General features: G+C 36.6%; 15 protein-coding genes. 5 read left to right on the top strand and 10 right to left on the bottom strand.

Going from position 1 to position 19,485, the window contains the following annotated elements; all coding sequences use genetic code 11:
* Positions 1–209: 209 nt before the first annotated feature.
* The 5 genes from EZ449_RS02250 to pdhA all read right to left on the bottom strand — a co-directional run bounded on the left by EZ449_RS02250 (position 210) and on the right by pdhA (position 6,987).
* The gene (locus EZ449_RS02250) at positions 210–1,988 is read right to left on the bottom strand and encodes a DUF885 domain-containing protein (protein WP_131556320.1); all 1,779 of its coding nucleotides are present in this window, start codon (positions 1,986–1,988) and stop codon (positions 210–212) included.
* A 122-nt stretch (positions 1,989–2,110) separates the two neighbouring features.
* Positions 2,111–2,572, bottom strand: a complete 462-nt coding sequence (locus EZ449_RS02245) for a hypothetical protein (RefSeq protein ID WP_205942921.1) — start codon at positions 2,570–2,572, stop codon at positions 2,111–2,113.
* 208 nt (positions 2,573–2,780) lie between these two features.
* Positions 2,781–3,893 carry a Fic family protein gene (locus EZ449_RS02240; RefSeq protein ID WP_225872204.1) on the bottom strand — a complete coding sequence of 371 codons (1,113 nt, stop codon included), beginning with the start codon at positions 3,891–3,893 and terminating at the stop codon, positions 2,781–2,783.
* Between the two features lie 363 nt (positions 3,894–4,256).
* On the bottom strand, positions 4,257–5,960 hold the full coding sequence (locus EZ449_RS02235) for a dihydrolipoamide acetyltransferase family protein (RefSeq protein WP_131556318.1): 1,704 nt from the start codon (positions 5,958–5,960) through the stop codon (positions 4,257–4,259).
* 31 nt (positions 5,961–5,991) lie between these two features.
* The gene (pdhA, locus tag EZ449_RS02230; protein WP_131556317.1) at positions 5,992–6,987 is read right to left on the bottom strand and encodes a pyruvate dehydrogenase (acetyl-transferring) E1 component subunit alpha; all 996 of its coding nucleotides are present in this window, start codon (positions 6,985–6,987) and stop codon (positions 5,992–5,994) included.
* A 1,116-nt stretch (positions 6,988–8,103) separates the two neighbouring features.
* Here pdhA and EZ449_RS02225 point away from each other — a divergent pair.
* The 3 genes from EZ449_RS02225 (at position 8,104) to EZ449_RS02215 (ending at position 10,088) form a co-directional block, all read left to right on the top strand.
* Entirely contained in the window at positions 8,104–8,661 is a 558-nt protein-coding gene (locus EZ449_RS02225) for a C40 family peptidase (protein ID WP_131556316.1), read from the top strand.
* Between the two features lie 99 nt (positions 8,662–8,760).
* Positions 8,761–9,858: a CapA family protein gene (locus EZ449_RS02220; protein WP_131556315.1), complete on the top strand. Its 1,098-nt coding sequence runs from the start codon at positions 8,761–8,763 to the stop codon at positions 9,856–9,858.
* 44 nt (positions 9,859–9,902) lie between these two features.
* On the top strand, positions 9,903–10,088 hold the full coding sequence (locus EZ449_RS02215) for a hypothetical protein (protein ID WP_131556314.1): 186 nt from the start codon (positions 9,903–9,905) through the stop codon (positions 10,086–10,088).
* Between the two features lie 102 nt (positions 10,089–10,190).
* Here the strand turns inward: EZ449_RS02215 and EZ449_RS02210 are convergent, their stop codons facing one another.
* A complete protein-coding gene (locus EZ449_RS02210; protein ID WP_131556313.1) occupies positions 10,191–10,376 on the bottom strand; it encodes a hypothetical protein in 186 nt (61 codons plus the stop codon).
* A gap of 114 nt (positions 10,377–10,490) precedes the next feature.
* On the opposite strand from EZ449_RS02210, the gene EZ449_RS02205 reads away from it, so the two are divergent.
* A complete protein-coding gene (locus tag EZ449_RS02205) occupies positions 10,491–11,423 on the top strand; it encodes an SPFH domain-containing protein (protein ID WP_131556312.1) in 933 nt (310 codons plus the stop codon).
* A 204-nt stretch (positions 11,424–11,627) separates the two neighbouring features.
* On the opposite strand, the gene EZ449_RS02200 is transcribed toward EZ449_RS02205, so the two are convergent.
* From EZ449_RS02200 to EZ449_RS02185, 4 genes are all read right to left on the bottom strand, one after another.
* Entirely contained in the window at positions 11,628–13,793 is a 2,166-nt protein-coding gene (locus EZ449_RS02200; protein WP_225872203.1) for a carboxy terminal-processing peptidase, read from the bottom strand.
* Between the two features lie 238 nt (positions 13,794–14,031).
* Positions 14,032–14,718, bottom strand: coding sequence for a hypothetical protein (locus EZ449_RS02195; RefSeq protein ID WP_131556310.1), 687 nt, complete (start codon positions 14,716–14,718; stop codon positions 14,032–14,034).
* A gap of 29 nt (positions 14,719–14,747) precedes the next feature.
* On the bottom strand, positions 14,748–15,590 hold the full coding sequence (locus EZ449_RS02190) for an isoaspartyl peptidase/L-asparaginase (RefSeq protein ID WP_131556309.1): 843 nt from the start codon (positions 15,588–15,590) through the stop codon (positions 14,748–14,750).
* 70 nt (positions 15,591–15,660) lie between these two features.
* Positions 15,661–16,536: a cyanophycinase gene (locus EZ449_RS02185; RefSeq protein WP_131556308.1), complete on the bottom strand. Its 876-nt coding sequence runs from the start codon at positions 16,534–16,536 to the stop codon at positions 15,661–15,663.
* Between the two features lie 294 nt (positions 16,537–16,830).
* On the opposite strand from EZ449_RS02185, the gene cphA reads away from it, so the two are divergent.
* Complete coding sequence (gene cphA, locus EZ449_RS02180) at positions 16,831–19,446, top strand: cyanophycin synthetase (protein WP_131556307.1); 2,616 nt, start codon at positions 16,831–16,833, stop codon at positions 19,444–19,446.
* Positions 19,447–19,485 lie beyond the last annotated feature (39 nt).

The following is a 19,485-nucleotide window of genomic DNA, read 5'->3' as shown; positions in this document are numbered from 1 at the left end:
AAGGTGTTTATTAATTAACAAAGTAAGGCGACTTAGGTTTGCTGCAGATTCGCAGATTGTATTTAGTTTTTAGCGCTATTTGTTTTTTAGATTCACTTGCAACGTACATGGGCTAATTTTGATGATTTTTGTCCACATAAATAATAACGTGAGTCAATTTTTTAATTATCGGCCCACGTTATTTTAGAGAAGATTTTTATGATATATATTTATTTCTGCGCCTCTGCCCAAACATCCATTTTCGATTCAAAAACCGATAACGGAAGTGATCCATCTTTTAAAACCGCCGTATGGAACGCGGAAAGTTTAAATTTGGCACCTAACTCTTTTTCATATTTTATTCTCAATTCTCTAATTTTCATAGCGCCAGTTTTATAACCAAGTGCCTGTGCTGGAATGCCCATGTAACGTTCTATTTCTGCAGTTGCACCTTCAGTGCTGATGGCCTCATTGTCGGTCATATATTTAATGGCTTGTTCTCTGCTCATATTTTTGGTATGAATAGCCACATCAACAACTAAACGGATAGCTCTGTGCATTTCATCGCCTAAAGCACCCATGTGCTGATATGGATCTTGATACAAACCAAGCTCTTTTCCTAAAGATTCGCAATAGAGCGCCCAGCCCTCTACATAAGCATTATGGCCACCGAAGCGACGGAAATTAGGCAACGAAGTGTTTTCTTGAGTTAAAGAAATTTGATAATGATGACCCGGAATGGCTTCGTGTAAGAAAAGAGATTCCATGCCCGAAGTGGTATTGAAAGTCTTAGCATCTAAAATCGGCACATAAAATATCCCTGGTCGTTTACCATCTGCCGAACCTTGATTATATTCTGCACTCGCCGATGCGGCCCTGAATGCTTCGGTTTGGCGAATTTCGAAAGGTGTTTTAGGTTCCTTTTCGAACATCTTTTTTAAATTTGGTTTCATGCGTTGATGAATATTTTCAAAAGCAGCCAAAATCTCTTGAGGCGTTTTAAAAGGCATGAATTTCTTGTCTGTTTTCATGTATTCAAAAAAAGCTTTTAGGTCTCCTTTAAAGCCTACCAAATTCTTAATGCTATCCATTTGCCCTTTAATGCGGGCAACCTCTTTTAAACCTGTTTGATAAATCTTTTCAGGCGTTTTATTGGTAGTGGTTTGTTGCTTTACCAAGTAGGTGTACCAAGCTAAGCCGCCTGGCATAGCAGAATAACCAGAAGTGGTTCTAGCTTTTGGCAAATATTCGTTTTGCAAATAATCGCCCAATTTTTTATAGGTTGGAACTATTAAGGTGCTTATTGCCTTGCGATATTCTTCTGTAATTTTTTGTTTTTCAGCAGCAGAAAAACTTGCTGGCATTAGTTTTATTGGGCCATAAAACAGACTTTGTTCTGGCGAAGCCACCACCATACTTTGCATCTGAGGAATCATTTTCACCACTAATGCCTTTGGAAGAATAATACCTGCACTTGCACCTTTTTTGAAATTTGCAATTGCAGTATCTGCCCAAATTGAAAATGCATTGACTCTCTTTAGCCAATCCTCGTAATTCTTAACTGTTTTAAAAGGCTGTGCCCCCGTGCCCGAACCCAGCTGACCGATTGTTAAAGGCAAAGCAAACATTTGGTTAAATGGTAAATATTCTTGATGATATTTTAATCCCTCAATATTAATTGATAATTGATCTTTTAAGTAATCATAAGATAATTGATCATTTGCATTTAGGCTTTCCCTATTGTAGTTGCCTAAACTATCTAGGTAACGCTCATTGAAGCTTTTATTTTCTTTTATGTAGGCTTGCGATCCATCATTTGGTAAGAGATCATTGTAGCGTTCATCACCAATGTAGGTGGCGTTAATTGGATTTAATTTTAATCCATCTTGGTAGTATTGTTCGCATAAGGCAGCAAAGGCTTTGTTCTCTGCGTTATTGTCCAAGTTGCTTTTTTGTTTACAGCCGAAAATTGCAATAGTGCATACTGCAAAAAGAAGTATTTTCTTCATTTGGTTTGATTAAGGTTCTAATCAAAAATAGTAATTAATGTTTCAATTTACGATAAAGCAAAAAAGCTACCTTTTTGAGGTAGCTTTTAATATTAACTTTCCAGCGCACTTGTTAAATACTTTCAAAACTCTATTTCATTTGAATTATTGTAAAAAGGAACTCCTGTAATTTTGTATTTGTCTGTTTCTATATTTATGATTCTATTTTGGTCTCTAATTTCAATAAGAAAATCTTCTTTCCATTTATCATAAAGTGCTAAATGACCTCCCTTTGGTTCAATAAAAACTTGATATGTTAATTCTTCGCCGTCTTTTTGTTTACAAAATAGAATAAAATCTGGCTCAAAGGCACGACCGAACTTATCTATAATTTTAACTTCTCTTTCGTTTCTAATCAGATAAATGTTTTTAAATTTCTGGTTCAGATTTGCAAAACGACTTGCAAACATTTCCACAAAAGCTTTCTCTTCGCTTGTTCCGTAATTTGCATTATAAACATACCAAGGCTGATTAAGAAGTAAAGATTCTTGCCCATCTGCTCTTTCGCTATCTTTATATACTTTAATTTCTTTGTCCTTAAACACTTTGTGAATATATTCTTTCTTATAATCGGAGCCTTCAAATTCCGTAAGATTGGATTTTTGTTGCTGGTAAATATAGTTTTTAAACGGGTATAAAAAAGGCTTACAGGTTGCCGAAAGCCTTAAATAATTATTTATAATGTGGACAAAAATTGCTTTTTTTTGTCCCTATCAAAATAACGCGGGCTAATTTTTCGATTTTTGGCCCACGTTAGAGTTTACTATTTTCGGTTACAATACTAATTTGCTCACCTTCTTCTTTTTTTAAGCTACTTACATTTATTAGAAATTCAATTAAATCATTATTAAAATAGTAATTTTCCTTTCCAATTTTATTTTTCGTTATCAACCCTGTTTCACAAAGCTGATCAAGATGCCTACCCGCTGTTTTTCTGGCTATTCGAAGATCGTTTTTTATAAATTCTATTTTCGTATAAGGATGTTTAAAAAGGCTATTAATTAAATCTTGCGAATAAATTTTGGGCAATTCAGAACGGATTTTTTGTTTGTGAATTACCATTAACTTTTTAATTTCCCTGATAATAAATGAAGTTTGTACTGCTGTTTCTTCTACAGCATCGAGCATATAGAGTATCCAAGGTTCCCAGTTATTGGTATCTCTTGTTTGTTGCAACAAGCGATAATAAGTTGATTTATTTTGGTTGATGTACCTACTTAAATAAAGTATAGGCAATTTTAGCAGATTTTCTTTAACTAAATAAAGAATATTAATTATACGACCTGTTCTTCCATTTCCATCATAAAAAGGGTGTATGCTTTCAAACTGATGATGAATAATTGCCATTTTTACAACAGGATCTAAATCTGTAAGTTCTCCATCATTAATAAAAGTTTCAAGATTGCTCATTAACTCAATAATTTTATCAAACTCTTGCGGAGGGGTATATACGGTTTCGCCTGTTTGGTCATTCTTCAATGCGGTGCCGGGTACTTTTCTAAACCCAGCATCATTTTCTTCAAGCAACTCTTGTAGATTAAGAATATGATTTACCGTAATTAGTCCACTCTCTTTTACTTGTCTAAACCCCTCCAAAAGAGCCTGTGCATAATTATAAACTTCTTTGGCTGCATGACTCGTGAACTGACGGGTTATAGTATCACTAGTATAAAGCTCATCGTGAGTAGTAACAATATTTTCAATTGCAGAACTGTCTTTAGCTTCTTGTAACGAAAGTGTATTGAGTATAATTCTTTCATTTGGTATGCTTTCCGCAACTCCATTTAACCCCTCCAAAGCTGCACGAACAGCATTAAGCCTTTTTAATACTGCCTTTGTTTCCACATCTTGCTTTAATGGCAACATTGGTATTTGATGCACTTTGGCCATTTACTTCTCGATTAAAATATTACGTGGGCTAATTTAGGCTTTTTTTGTCCACATCAAAATAACGTGGGTCAATTTTTTGATTTTTAGCCCACGTTGTTAGGAATACTTAAAAATTTATTACAGAATTTGCCTTCTAAACCCGATTGAGCGATTAGCCCACAGGCGAAGTAAAACGGAGCCGAGAACTATAAGCGAAAGCGGGACAAACATTAATAGTTGCAGCAATAGGCTTTTCTAAAAACAAAAAAAGCTACCCTTTTGAGATAGCTTTAATTTTATTTATGAGATCCCTCGACAAGCTACCGATATAAAATCGGCACATGTCAGGATGACAAATTATTATGCTAATAATCTGATTGGCTCTTCTAATAAACCTTTTAGTGTTTGCAAAAACTGCGCTCCGGTTGCACCATCAACCACACGGTGATCGCAACCTAAAGTCAATTTCATTACATTACCGGGAACAACAGCACCATTTTTAACAACAGGAACCTGTTGAATTGCACCAACCGACAGAATTGCGCCATCAGGAGAGTTGATGATTGATGTAAACTCATCAATACCAAACATACCTAAGTTAGAAACCGTGAATGTCGAACCTTCCCAATCTGCTGGTTGTAATTTTTTAGATTTAGCTTTTGCACCGAAATCTTTCACTTCTGCAGAGATGTGTGATAAAGATTTACCATCAGCAAAACGAACAACTGGTACTAATAAGCCATCTTCAACAGCCATAGCAACACCAATGTTAGTATGCTCATTGAAACGGATTTTATCGCCACCCCATGATGAATTAACTGCTGGGTGTTTTTTCAAGGCAACAGCAACCGCTTTAATTACGATATCGTTGAATGAAACTTTAACCGGAGCAACTGCATTGATTGCTGTACGAGCAGCCATTGCGTTATCCATATCGATACTAACAGTTAAATAAAAATGCGGCGCCGTAAATAAACTTTCTGCTAAACGTTTTGCAATGATTTTACGCATTTGCGAAACAGGCTGTTCTGTAAATTTAACCTCACCAACGAATGTTGGAATAGCAGGAGCAGCAGCTTGAGTTTTCTCAGCCGTTGCGCTTTCAGCTTTAGTCTTTCCGCTTTCGGCTTGTGCAGCAGGTTTAAAGTTTTCGATATCTTTCTTAATGATACGGCCACCTTCTGCACTACCAGCAACTTGAGCTAAATCGATTCCTTTATCTTTTGCAATTTTCTTAGCAAGAGGAGAGGCTTTAACGCGACTATCTGATGAAGAACTTTCTGCAACAGGAGCCGAACCAGCATCAGCAGTTGTAGCTTGTTTTTCTTCTTTCGGAGCATCTTCAGATTTCGGACTTGCCGACTCCTGACTTTCGGACTTTTTAGGAGCAGCTCCTCCCGCTAAAATCCCGCTAACATCAGTTCCTTCCGGACCAACAATAGCGATAATTCCGTTTACTTTTGCAGCAGCACCTTTTTCTACACCAATGTGTAATAAAGTTCCAGTTGCGTAACCCATAACTTCCATAGTTGCCTTATCGGTTTCTACATCAGCCAAAACATCATCATCCTTAACTTTATCGCCAACTTTTTTATGCCATTCAGCAATTACGCCTTCAGTCATGGTATCGCTTAACAAAGGCATACGAATTACTGTAATACCTTTTGCTGTTAATTCTTCTTCACTTAAAGCACCACCTTGAGCAGGAGCAGCTTCTTCTTTTTTCTCTTCAGCTTTTGGAGCCTCTTCGCTTTCAGCTTTGGTCTTTTCGCCTTCTGCTTTCTCTGCGCCTCCAGCAGCATCAATAGCTGCTTGGAAATCTTCTCCTTCCTTTCCAATTACTGCAATAATTGCATCAATAGGAACGCCTTTACCTTCTTCAACACCAATATGTAATAAAGTACCTTCCTCGTAAGATTCCAGATCCATAGTTGCCTTATCGGTTTCTACTTCGGCAAGTACATCGCCACTTTTTACTTTATCGCCAACTTTAACATGCCATTTTGCTAATACCCCTTCAGTCATGGTATCGCTCATTTTGGGCATTCTAACTACTTCAGCCATTATATATTATTAATTGAAAATCTTAAATTTATTAGTCCATTACGTAAGGATAATCCTTCTGCATATATACGTCTTTGTATAATTCAGAAGCATCAGGCCAAGGAGACTCTTCAGCAAATTTCACTGCATGATCTACAATGCCTTTTACCTCAGCTTCAACACCTTCTATCCAAGCTTGATCTGCGTATTTTTCTTTAAGAATGGTTTCCCTAACATGCTCAACCGGATCTTTTGCTTTATACTCTTCTAATTCTTCTTTAGTACGGTATTTTGCTGGATCAGACATCGAGTGACCGCGGTAACGGTAAGTTCTCATTTCTAAGAAAGTAGGTCCTTCACCTTTACGAGCACGTTGAATAGCTTCGTCCATCGCGTTATGCACAGCAACCGGATCCATACCATCAACTGGTCCACATGGCATATCGAAACCTAAACCAATTTTATAAATATCGGTCATGTTTGTAGTACGTTGTACCGAAGTACCCATTGCATAACCATTGTTTTCGCAAACAAAAACTACAGGTAGTTTCCACAACATCGCCATGTTAAAAGTCTCGTTTAATGCACCTTGGCGTACAGCGCCATCGCCCATATAACAAATATTAACATTATCTGTTCCTTTGTATTTTTCTGCAAAAGCAACGCCAGCACCTAACGGAATCTGACCTCCAACAATGGCATGGCCACCATAAAAGTTATGCTCCTTGCTAAACATGTGCATCGAACCACCTTTACCTTTAGAGCAACCAGTAGCTTTACCATACATTTCTGCCATAATGCTATCGGCAGTTACACCTAAAGCTAAAGCATGAGCATGATCACGGTAAGTAGTAATCATCGAATCGCCTTTTTGCATTGCAGAAATTGCTCCTGCAACTACAGCCTCTTGTCCAATGTATAAATGACAAAAGCCACGAATTTTTTGTTGTCCGTATAACTGGCCTGTTTTCTCTTCGAATTTGCGCATCAGCAACATCGATTCGAACCATTTTAACCAAGTATCTTTATTTATTTCTACTGCACTCATTTTAGGATATTTGTTTTTTTGCGACAGCAAATCTAATTTTTTTATTGTAATTTTTGGCACTTTTAAGTGTAAAAACATCATACACTTTCGTACAATCGTAGATTTAACAGTTGTTTTACATTTAAAACGCCATCATCCTATCTATTTCACTCAAAACACAGATTTTACAGATTTAAAAATCACAGTTTATCGAAGTATTGGTTTCAATTAATGTTAGAATATAATTCTGTGAAATGGAGTTTAGCCCTAATTTATTAATTTTTTTTTGAAAGGCAATAACAGTAGCGCTTGGGTTGCGGCAGTCCCGCCATTCGCATTATCTTTTTTGTGAAATATTTTAGTCGTCGGGTGAATATCAGCAAAATGCCTGATTTATCTGATGACGCTTTTGTGGAACAAAAAAGGATAATTGCCCCTGTCGGGCTTAAAACAGATAGGCAAATGCAATAAATTTAAGCCTGTTTAAAAACAACCCCCTTACCCCTCCTTGAAAATAAGGAGGGGAGTTGGTCTGTGATAAAAATTTAATATTATTATGATTTAAAATTGGGTTTGATGCACCAACTTAATAACTACCAACAAAAATACTGATCACTCACTTACAGCTCCCCTCCTAATTTAGGAGGGGCAAGGGGTGGTTAGCTTTATAAACAAAATTTAATTGGCAATATATGGGCTGGGTTAAACTCACCAACATAGCAACCAGCAACAAAAATACTAGTTACTAACTTGCAATCCCTCGTTTAAAATATGGAAAGAAGTAGGTCTGTGTTAAAATTTAATTGGTAATATATGGGCTGGGTTACATGTATCAACTTAACAACTGGCAAGAGAATACTGATCACTCACTTACAACTCCCCTCCTAATTTAGGAGGGTCAAGGGGTGGTTAGCATTGTAATAAATAAATTTACTGGATTGTATTCTCAAAAAAGAACCATCTTACGTTTTAATCTTCGTTTCTTAACAAGTCAAAATCGTTGAAATGTTAATAACTTTACTTAATTAATGAAAACATTTGGATAACATTTGTATAATTAATACTTTTGGCAACCAACAATAAGCCCATGTGGTTTACGTTACTGTGTAAGTGAATACCCAAACATAACTGTATAACATGATTAAAAAATTTTTGTTTTCTACCCTAATCGCTATTTGCACGTTCTCAGCCGCATTTGCGCAAACAAAAACAAAAGAATCTGGTAAAGACTTAAACGATCCTGATAACTTAGCATCCCAATATTTCTCGCAAGTGATGGGTGTTGCAGTTGATGCGACTTCAAACTTAAAATTATACAAGTTTGTTTACGAATGGATCGGAACGCCCTACAGTTACGGCGGATCGAGCAAAAGAGGCATCGATTGTTCAGCTTTTACAAAAGCGATTTACGACAAAGTTTTCAACACTACCATTAGAAGAAATTCTCGCGATATTTTCAGCATGGTAGATCCATTATCTAAAGAAGATTTAAAAGAGGGTGATTTAGTTTTCTTCAAGATAAAAAGCAGAAGCATTTCTCACATTGGTATTTACTTGGGCGATAACAGGTTTGCTCATGCATCTAGCTCACGTGGCGTTGTAATCAGTAATTTAAATGAGCCTTATTACAGTCGTTATTTTTATAAGGGCGGAAGAATTTTAGAATCGTTTAAAAAAGAATTTACAGTAGAATAATTCAGTTTGCAGTTTTCAATTCTCAGTTAACTGCTCGATAAAAACATACAATCCTCCTAAAGCAATTTTGGAGGATTTTTTTATACTCAAAAATTATAGATGAAATTTATAAATAGCATAATCTTATCCTCCCTTTTTGTAATCATTTTTTTAAGTTGTACCAGTAATAGCGCTCAAGTAGCAGCCCCCGCTGAAAAACAAGACACCGCTATTAGAAAAATAAAGGACACGATTTCGATCACTGCTGTTGGCGATATTATGCTTGGATCCGCTTTTCCATCGAAAGTAAACTTACCGCCAGATGATGCAGTGAATAGTTTTCAAGCTGTAGATAGTTTATTGAAAGGTGATATTGTTTTCGGAAACTTAGAGGGTTGCTTTTTAAATTCTGGAAACTCCAATAAGTGCAATGGTATTAACCCCAATAATTGTTATGCTTTTAGAATGCCCGACCGTTATGCCGGAATTTACAAGGATGCTGGTTTTAACGTATTGAGCATCGCCAATAACCATGTCGGTGATTTTGAAGCTAAGGGCAGGAAAAATACTGCTCGCATTTTAGATTCACTACAAATACATTATGCAGGGCAGGTAAATAAACCTTTCGAGTTGTTTGAAAAAGATAGTGTAAAATATGCTTTTTGTGCTTTTGCCCCCAATGAAAATACGGTCTCTATTAATAAAATTGATAGCGCAAAAGCCCTGGTAGCTCGATTAAAAACCGTGGCAGATATTGTAATTGTATCTTTTCATGGTGGCGGAGAGGGTGGTAGATTTGAACACGTTCCACGCAAAAATGAGATTTTTTATAGAGAAAACCGTGGTAATGTTTATGCATTTGCCCATGCGGTTATAGATGCTGGTGCCGATGTAGTCTTAGGCCATGGCCCACATGTTGCCAGAGCAGTTGAAGTTTACAAAAATAAATTTATTGCCTACAGTCTGGGTAATTTTTGCACTTATGGCATGTTCAGCTTGAAAGGTAATAATGGCATCGCTCCGTTACTTCAACTAAAAATTAATTCAAAAGGCGATTTCCTTTTTGCAGATGTAGTATCCATTCAGCAAAATAAAATTAATCGTTTAACCATTGATGAAAGTAATAGGGCTTTCAAACGTTTAAAGGAATTAACGGATATTGATTTTATCGGACACCAGCTTAAGTTCAACAACAATAGGATTACGCTAAAAGATTAAACTCCTCTTACACCAATCTCAACTTATTTCTGAATCTTTGCTCAATGAAAACAGGATTAATTCTTCATTATATTATTGGTATTGCCGCTGTGATTTTAGTTTTAGCATCTGCATATTACATTAATCAAAATCCAAAAAATCTGTTGTCAGCAGGAATTATAATTTTGGCAGGATGCTTGGTAGCCTTTAGTCAATACCAAATTATAAAAAATAAGAAGAAACGAAATTGATTTTGCTCGTGCTAAAACAAACAAATCATATTTGCTAAAAACACTCTTTAGGCTATTGAACTGAAGGAGGCGTAATAAACTATAAAAACAAAAAGGATGAAATTAGCTCTCATCCTTTGTATTTCTAACCAAGCCAATTCCTGATACGAAAAATATTAATCCGATTACACCATAAACAATTAATCCACGTGTCTGCTGGCTATGTTGTACAAAACCCCATCCTGCATAAATTAATCCGATTATACCTAAAATGGTAAGTACTGTTCCAAAAGTGCGTTTTACATTCATAATTTAAATTTTTAGTATCATATAGACAAAAAATAAAAGGATTTGTTTGATTGCTTAAAATTTCTTCGCTCTTCTATTATTTATTTTTTTATAACTTCATGAAAAAATATAATTATGCAATACACGATTTACATTGTTATTTTCATCGCATTCATTATCCTGTTAAGTTCTTTTGTTACCGTAAAACAAGGAACTATCGCTGTGGTAACTGTTTTCGGGAAATATCGCAGGCAGCTCAGGCCAGGATTAAATTTTAAAATACCACTCATTGAACAGATCTATTCGCGAATCTCGATTCAGAATCGCTCGGTTGAATTATCTTTTCAAGCAGTAACACAAGATCAGGCAAATGTTTACTTCAAGGCAATGCTTTTGTATTCTGTGGTTAATCAAGATGAAGAAACCATTAAAAATGTGGCTTTCAAATTTGTTGATGCAACCAATTTAATGCAAGCGTTAATTAGAACTATCGAAGGTTCTATTCGTGCTTATGTTGCCACTCAGAAACAAGCAAATGTTTTAGCGCAACGCAACGAAATTGTGCTTCATGTAAAGGAACAAATAGATCAGGTGTTAGACGGTTGGGGTTATCACCTTCAAGATCTTCAATTAAATGACATTACTTTTGATGAAGAAATTATGCGCTCAATGAGTCGTGTGGTGGCTTCGAATAACTTAAAAGCCGCTGCAGAAAACGAAGGTCAGGCTTTATTAATTACCAAAACCAAAGGTGCAGAAGCTGATGGTAATGCGATTAAAATTGCAGCAACAGCAGAACGTGAGGCGGCTCAACTCCGCGGACAAGGTATTGCATTATTCCGTGAGGAAGTGGCAAAGGGTATGACAAATGCTGCCCACGAAATGCAACAAGCAAACCTAGATACGTCGGTAATTTTATTTACTATGTGGACTGAAGCGATTAAGCAATTTGCGGAATATGGCGAAGGAAATATTATCTTTTTAGATGGCAGTACAGAAGGAATGAATAAAACCATGAAAGAAATGATGGCGATGCAATTGAGTCAAAACCCTGTAAAAAAGGCTTAATTAAACATTATAATTATTTAAAAAGCAATTGCAGTAGTGCTTAGTTAATAGTTGTCGCGCTGTACGCTAAATCCCCCGATGAAAGAATCGGGGGGATATCGCTTCCATCCCGTTTAGATACATTGGTTAGTACACAAAAGCTATTGCATAAAAAAGCCGATCAGAATTAAAATCTGATCGGCTTTCCTGTATTAAAATTTTTTGTTAAAACTGCTGAGCAGTATTACCTAAATTCATAACATAATTGCCAGACTGTTGCATAAAATCCCCCATTACTTTTAAAGACTCATTTTCGATGAAATCATAAGAATCTTGTTTAGTAATCTTCTCACCTTTTTTAATTGCTGGCAAGCCTCTTAAAGCCCTTAACTCATTTTGTCTTGCAAGCGATTTAGCTTCCTGTGCATCACGCTCAGCCTTAAGCTTAGCTTCATTTAAAGGAACTGAAACTTCAGCATCTCGTTTTTTAAGATCAGCGATATCTTGTTTCAAATATTTAAAATCTAAGGAATTAGCAATACGCTGCTCGCTACTTTTAATTAAGCCTGCTTTAACTGCTGTTAAGTTGGCTACAGCTTTAAAGTTAGAACTTGGAATAACATCCCAAGGCAATGCAGATGGCTCTGTATCCTCGCCAATTTTATCCATTGGATAAACAGATGGGAAAACCACATCAGGAATAACGCCTTTGTGTTGCGTACTACTTCCTGCTACTCGGTAAAACTTAGCCATGGTCAGGTTAATCTGTCCTAAGTTAATGTCTGCTGCTGAAGCACTACTCGGAGAAGTGCCCAAGGTTTTATCCTTAGAAATCAGTCCTGCAATCTTTTGCAACATGCCTGGATTAACCAATTTGTTTAAATCAATTGAAGATTGAACCGTGCCTTTACCATAAGTTTGACTTCCCATGATAATACCACGACCGTAATCTTGTATTGCACCAGCAAAAATTTCTGATGCCGAAGCGCTTAAACGATCTACCATTACACCGAATGGGCCATCCCAAGCTACGCCTGTATTTTCATCTTCATCAACCTCAATTTTTCCACGTAAATCTTTTACCTGAACAACTGGGCCTTTATCAATAAATAATCCCGTTAATGAAATTGCCTCCACTAAAGATCCACCGCCATTGCCGCGTAAATCCATTACAATTGCATTTACTTTATCGATATTTTTTAATGAGTCTATTAACTTTCTAACATCACGAGTGGTGCTTTTATAATTTTTATCTCCAGCGTTTGCAGCTTTAAAATCTGCATAAAATGCTGGTAAGGAAATGATACCAATTTTATAATCTTTACCGTTTGAATTAATCGTTTTTACTTTTTTCTTGGCCGATTGATCTTCCAAAATAACTTTTTCACGAAGCATTTCGATAATTACCGGTTTAGAGGACATTTCTTTTCCAACTGGGATTACCTTCAAACGAACCTTTGTGCCTTTCGGACCTTTAATTTTAGAAACGGTGTTATCTAATCTCCAACCTATAATATCAACAAATTCTCCATCGCCTTGCGCAACAGCAATAATTCTATCGCCAGCGCTTAATTGCTTTCCTTTAAAAGCTGGTCCACCAGGTATAATCTCAGAGATTTTTACCACTTCATTTTCTAACTGTAAGCGTGCTCCAATACCCTCGAAAGACCGAGACATTTCCTCGTTAAATTCAGTAGCTTTCGATGGAACAAAATAATTAGTATGTGGATCTACAGATTCTGTAAAAGCATCCATCAAAATTTGGAAAACATCTTGATTGTTGGTTTTTGAAGTCTGAGATTGTAGATTCTGGTAACGCTTGGTTAAAGTTTCTACGTTTTTAGCTTGAGCTGTTCCCGCTAGGTTTAGGTTAACCAATTCGTATTTAACGCGTTTTTTCCAGTTATCATTTAGTGCTGTAGATGAAGTTGCCCAAGGCATTTTCTCTCTATCATAAACGTAAGTATCGGTTTCATTAAAATCGAACTTTGTTTTAATTTGAGCCAATGAATAGTTGAAATATTCGTTAAGGCGTTTTGCATAAACATTGTAGATAAAAAATGGGCCACTTAAATCACCATTCTTAAAATCATCATCTAAAGTAAACCTGTATTTCTCAAATTCCTTAATATCAGATGCAAGAAAATAATTTTTGCCCTGATCCAACGATTTGATATACTTATCTAGAATTAACGACGATATAGAATCGTTGATCTGAATTTTTTTGTAGTTATAACTTTCAATTAAATTTACAACTTCCTTAATAACGAGTTGTTGCTGCTCATCAGGTTTAACATTGGTAACACCCTCAACCATCGGTTGCGTTTTCGGTGCAGCGTGACAAGCAAGTACGGCCGCAGTAAAAATTACAAAAAATATTCTCTTTAACATCTCTCTAAATGATTTAAAATCCATTTCCAATTCTATATAGCCAATATGATACCATTTTAGCAAAAAAACAAAAAAGAGACAGCATTATTACCGTCTCTTGTTAAAACTTTATCAAATCTAACTAAAAGCTTTTTATTTAACAATCTTTAGAAGCTAACGCAGAACGTTAAATTTTGTTTTAAGATTAGCGCTTCATAACCATTCTCTTACAGAATATTTCAAGTAAATAGAAATGAGCTTAACTTTTGGCTTTGGAGGTAGTTTTGGAGGCAATTAATTCTCTAGCATCCTTAATCTGATCTTTATATTGGTTAGTTTTGATTGAGCTGGCCAACCATTCTGCCGATTTTAAATCTCGTAGTGCTAAGGTAAAATCTTTCTTTTTGATTTTCACCTGAGCGATTCCCAAAACTGATTCGATGAAAGCGTTATTACTTTTTAATTGTTTGGCCAAAATTCCTTGCTGCGTGTAAAACCACATCGATTGTGTGTATTTACTGTTGGCCAGATAAACTTTTCCAAGGAGGCTGTAGGAAGTCATTAAGCCCGACTTACTGCCCATTTTAGAATAATTTTTGAGGGCAACATTTAGGAGAATTTGTTCTGCATCGGTAAAGCGGCCAAGGTGATAATGCATATTGCTCATCTTAATTACAGCCTGACCGTATTTGTTGAAATTTTTTATGGCATTGTATTCAAAAGCAGCCTTGCCAAATAAGGTTAAAGCTTCGTTATAATCCCCTTTTTTCTCAGAATCTTCAGCTTCTTCATAAAAAGTATTTCCATCCTCTAAATCAAATTTAGAAACGGCGATATTGATGGCGCCCCCACCATTAGGTTCTTGATAATCGGATTTATCGAAGTTTTGAGCGTGTACTTGAAATGAGGCAAAAAGGCTAATAAAAGCCAATGCAATTTTGGTCATGCAACAAAAATAATACTTTAAATGTAAACTTAGCTAAATACCTGTAAATTAACATCAAAAGATGCCCAAACCATGTAGGGATGCGAATCGCAATGATAAATTTCGCCAGATGCCGTTATTCCAACTATACCTGCGAAGCCATCGAATGCTTTTAATTCCGCAAAGGATTTATCAGCAGCAGTTTTTAAAGTGAAGCCGTCGATGACTCTGGTTGCAATTTTTGCAGCCAATGCGCCACTAACAATATCCTCGCCAACGCCCGTGCAAGAGATGCCCGCATATTGATTTGCATAGTTGCCCGCAACTGTTGCGGAGTCGCTAACACGGCAAGGGATTTCGAAACCTTTACCACCTGTTGAGGTTGCGGCTGCCAAATTTCCATCGGCATCTAAAGCCACACAGCCTACTGTACCAAGATTGTTTTGCTGATTTAGCTTGGCTTCGTATTCCGATTGACGTTGTTTAGTTATCGGATTAAAATATTCAAAACCATTCTTACGGGCAAAATTTTGAGCTCCATCTCCGCTCAAAACCCGATCATCGTAGGTTAAAAGATCTTTGGCAATTTCAATCGGATTTTTAACATCCTCAATATTGATAACGCCGCTAAATTTTTCAGTTTTGCCATCCATTAAAGCGGCACTTAACCTAACCTTGCCATCACTTTGAATTTGAGATCCGATGCCGGCATTAAATAAATCATTATCCTCCAATAAAGCAGTTGTGTAAACTACCGTTTCTAGTGCGGTATGTGTTTTCAAATATTCATAACCAAGCGAAACAATAGTAGATAAGGCATCTTGCTTAGCTTTTTTCGTTTCTTGGTTGGTTGATGACTCACTGAAAAAGCCACCGTGTATAATTAGTTTCATTATGTTAGAATCGGGATTTTAGTATCAAGTATCAAGATCAGTTATTAGGACTGAAAACTTTTAACTGATTTTATCCTATCGGGATAACTTTTGGATGATGGATAACCAAGCTATGGTCTTTCAAATCGTAAACATCGCCATCGCACATTACGTGTACAACCATATTTTTAATGGAAACAGGCTGCCCCATTTCTACATCAGTTAAATTGGTATCGGCCATGTGGCGACCATCAACCAAGATTACCATTCCAGAACCGATAGCCTCCATTACATGTCCATCAGAGATGAATAAGCCAGTATCTTCCCCTAAGCCAATGCCCAAAATACCGGGATTGCTAGCTGCAGCGTAAAGTAAACGACCAATTCTACCACGTTGAACAAAGTGCGTATCAACAATCACATCATCAATAAAACCAAGTCCGCCGGTAATTTTTACCTCGCCCTTAAGCAACGCATCTTTACTGCTACCTTGATAAATCATATTTTTAGAACTTGCTGCTGCACCTGCCGAAGTTCCGGCGATAACAACAGGTTCATTTCTATATTTTTCCAAAAGGATTTGATGAATTTTTGTTCCACCGAAAATAGAAGAAAGACGAAGTTGGTCTCCACCTGTAAAAACGATTACCTCCGCAGCTTTAATGCGCTCGTAATTTTCTTCAGAATTGGCTTCTTCACGATTCGTAATGTTTAATACCCCAACATTGTGTACATCTAATTGAGCGTAAGCCTTAATATATTCTTCGCCAACTTTTTCTGGCATTAATGAGGCTGTTGTAATGATTTCAAAGCGAGATTCGATGTCTCTTACTGATTCTGTAGTAATCCTCTTTAAAATTCCACGCTCAAAAAAATTCATATTCTCAGGTAGTCCAAACTGCGTTTCTGCAAAGCTACCTGTGTTTATTGCGCCACCTATGATGATGAGTTTACCTTTCGGAACCATTCTTTGTGTATTATAATTGTTTCAAAAAACCCAAATATATCACGTTAAGATAAAAAACACGACTTTTTTTGTCAATAATATTTACTTTATTAACAAACGTTGATTTTTTTTGCTGAAAAAATAGGTCGTATCGCCTTTAAAATAAAACAAATAGTCAAAAATTTTGATTTAGCTAAATGGATCGTCTATTTTCAAAATAAATTTATAATTTACAGTCATCAATTTCATCCTATTAAATTGAATTAAAAAGGCCATCCTAACCTTGTTTATAACAAAAAACGAACAAAACATTACATGAAGATATCAAACATACAAGTATTAAGAGGGCCAAATATATGGTCGATTAGCCGTAAAAAACTTATTCAAATGCGTTTGGATCTAGAGGAGCTAGAACAAAGACCAACCAATAGCATTGAAGGATTTAGTGAAAGAATAGAGAAATTATTACCAAGCATGTTCACCCACCGTTGTTCTAAGGGTGTAGAAGGTGGCTTTTTTGCCCGTGTAAAAGAAGGAACCTGGATGGGGCATGTAATTGAGCATATTGCCTTAGAAATTCAAACCTTGGCCGGTATGGAAACTGGTTTTGGTAGAACAAGGCAAACCAAAACAGAAGGAATTTACAATGTTGTATTCAGTTACTTAGAGGAAAAGGTAGGCGTTTATGCGGCTGAGGCGGCTGTTAAAATTGCCCAGGCTTTAATTGATGATGTTGAATACGACTTGGAGCACGATGTCCATCGGATGAAAGAAATCCGTCAATTGGAGGCATTAGGCCCAAGTACCGGATCTATAGTTGAAGAAGCAGTTGCTAGAAGTATTCCTTGGATTCGCTTAAATAAAAGCTCATTGGTACAATTGGGTTATGGAAAAAACCAGGTTCGCTTTAGGGCCACCATGACTGAAAAAACCAGCAGCATAGCAGTAGATATCGCCAGTAATAAAGAAGAAACCAAGCGTTTATTAACAGAGGCGGCAATCCCTGTAGCATCTGGTGTTACCATTTCAAATCCTGATGATTTAGAAGCATCAGTAAATAAGGTTGGTTTTCCATTGGTATTTAAACCTTTAGATGGTAACCATGGTAAAGGCGCAACCATCAATATTAAAACGATGGAAGCCGCAAAAGCTGCTTTTGAATATGCAAAAACCTATTCTCGAAGAGTAATCATTGAAAAATTTATTACTGGACACGATTTTCGTGTATTGGTAATCGACCATAAGGTTGTTGCCGCTGCTTTACGCGATCCTGCTCATGTTTTAGGAAATGGTATTCATACTATTCAAGAGTTAATTGATAAGGAAAACGAAGATCCACGACGCGGGTACGGGCATGAAAATGTATTAACCGAAATCGCTGTTGATCGTGATACCTTGGATTTGCTTGCCAAAAAAGAATATACTTTAGAAACGATTCCTCAAAAGGGAGAAGTGGTTTATCTAAAATCGACAGCAAACTTGAGTACTGGTGGAACTTCTATTGATGTTACCGATATTGTTCACCCTCAGAATATTTTTATTTGCGAAAGGATTTCCCGAGTTATTGGATTAGATATCTGCGGAATCGACATTATGGCGCAAAACTTGACTCAACCCTTAACCGAAAATGGTGGTGTTGTTTTAGAGGTAAATGCTGCCCCAGGTTTTAGAATGCACTTGGCGCCAAGCGAAGGTTTGCCGAGAAATGTTGCTGCTTCGGTGATTGATATGCTTTATCCGCAAGGAAAATTATCTCAAATACCGATTATTGCCGTAACTGGAACAAATGGCAAAACCACTACAACCCGTCTAATTGCCCATATAATTCGGAGCAATGGTAAACGTGTTGGCTTTACCACAAGTGATGGCGTTTACGTACACAATACCATGTTAATGAAAGGTGATACTACGGGGCCGGTAAGTGCGGAGTTTATTTTAAAAGATCCTACTGTAGAATTTGCTGTTTTGGAAACCGCCCGTGGTGGAATTTTGAGAGCTGGTTTAGGTTTTAATGCCTGCGATATTGGTGTGGTAACCAATATTCAAGAAGATCATTTAGGTATTTCTGATATTCATAATCTTGATGATTTAACTCGAGTAAAAGCTGTTGTAATTGGCGCTGTTCGCCGTAAAGGCTGGGCTGTTTTAAATGCTGATAACGGCTACTGCGTTAAAATTGCGAGAGATGCCCGTTGTAATGTTGCTTATTTTAGTATGGATGAAAATAATCCGGTTATTAAGGAACATTGTAGAAAAGGTGGAATTGCCGCAATTTACGAAAATGGATACATTACCATTAAAACTGGAGATTGGAAATTAAGGGTTGATAAGGCTACTCACATTCCACTAACCTTTGGTGGATCGGTGAATTTCATGATCCAGAATGTTTTGGCTGCAACTCTCGCTGCATATTTATGGGGCTATAAACCAGAGGATATTCGTTTATCACTAGAAACTTTTATTCCATCGGCAGCACATACGCCAGGAAGAATGAATGTTTTCAGATTTAAGGATTTCAAGGTTTTGGTAGATTTTGCTCACAATCCTGATGGATTTAATGGCGTAAAAGCGTACTTGCAAAGTGTAGAGTCAACAGAACATGTGGGGATCATATCTGGAACTGGCGATAGACGCGACGAGGATATTAAGGAAACTGCACGTATTTCCGCTCAAATGTTTGATAAGATTTACATCTGTCAGGAAAAATATTTGAGAGGACGCGATCAGCAAGAATTGATAGATCTTTTAGTTTCCGGAATTAAGGAAGTTGATCCCAATAAGGAAATCATCATTAACAATAAGAGTACAGAATGTTTGCAAGATGCGATTGATCATGCGAAAAAGGGTTCTTATTTAACCATTCTAAGCAATACGATTGATAATACCATTCAACGTGTTACCGAACATTTGGATAAAGAATTGGAAGCTTAGTTTAGTCAAGTTCCATTAAACCAAAAAACCTTCCGATTA

It is taken from the genome of Pedobacter frigidisoli, from assembly GCF_004331675.1.
Taxonomy (GTDB): Bacteria; Bacteroidota; Bacteroidia; order Sphingobacteriales; family Sphingobacteriaceae; genus Pedobacter; species Pedobacter frigidisoli.
The sequence above is the reverse complement of the archived record's forward strand: the minus strand, read 5'-3'. Positions and strand labels throughout refer to the sequence as shown.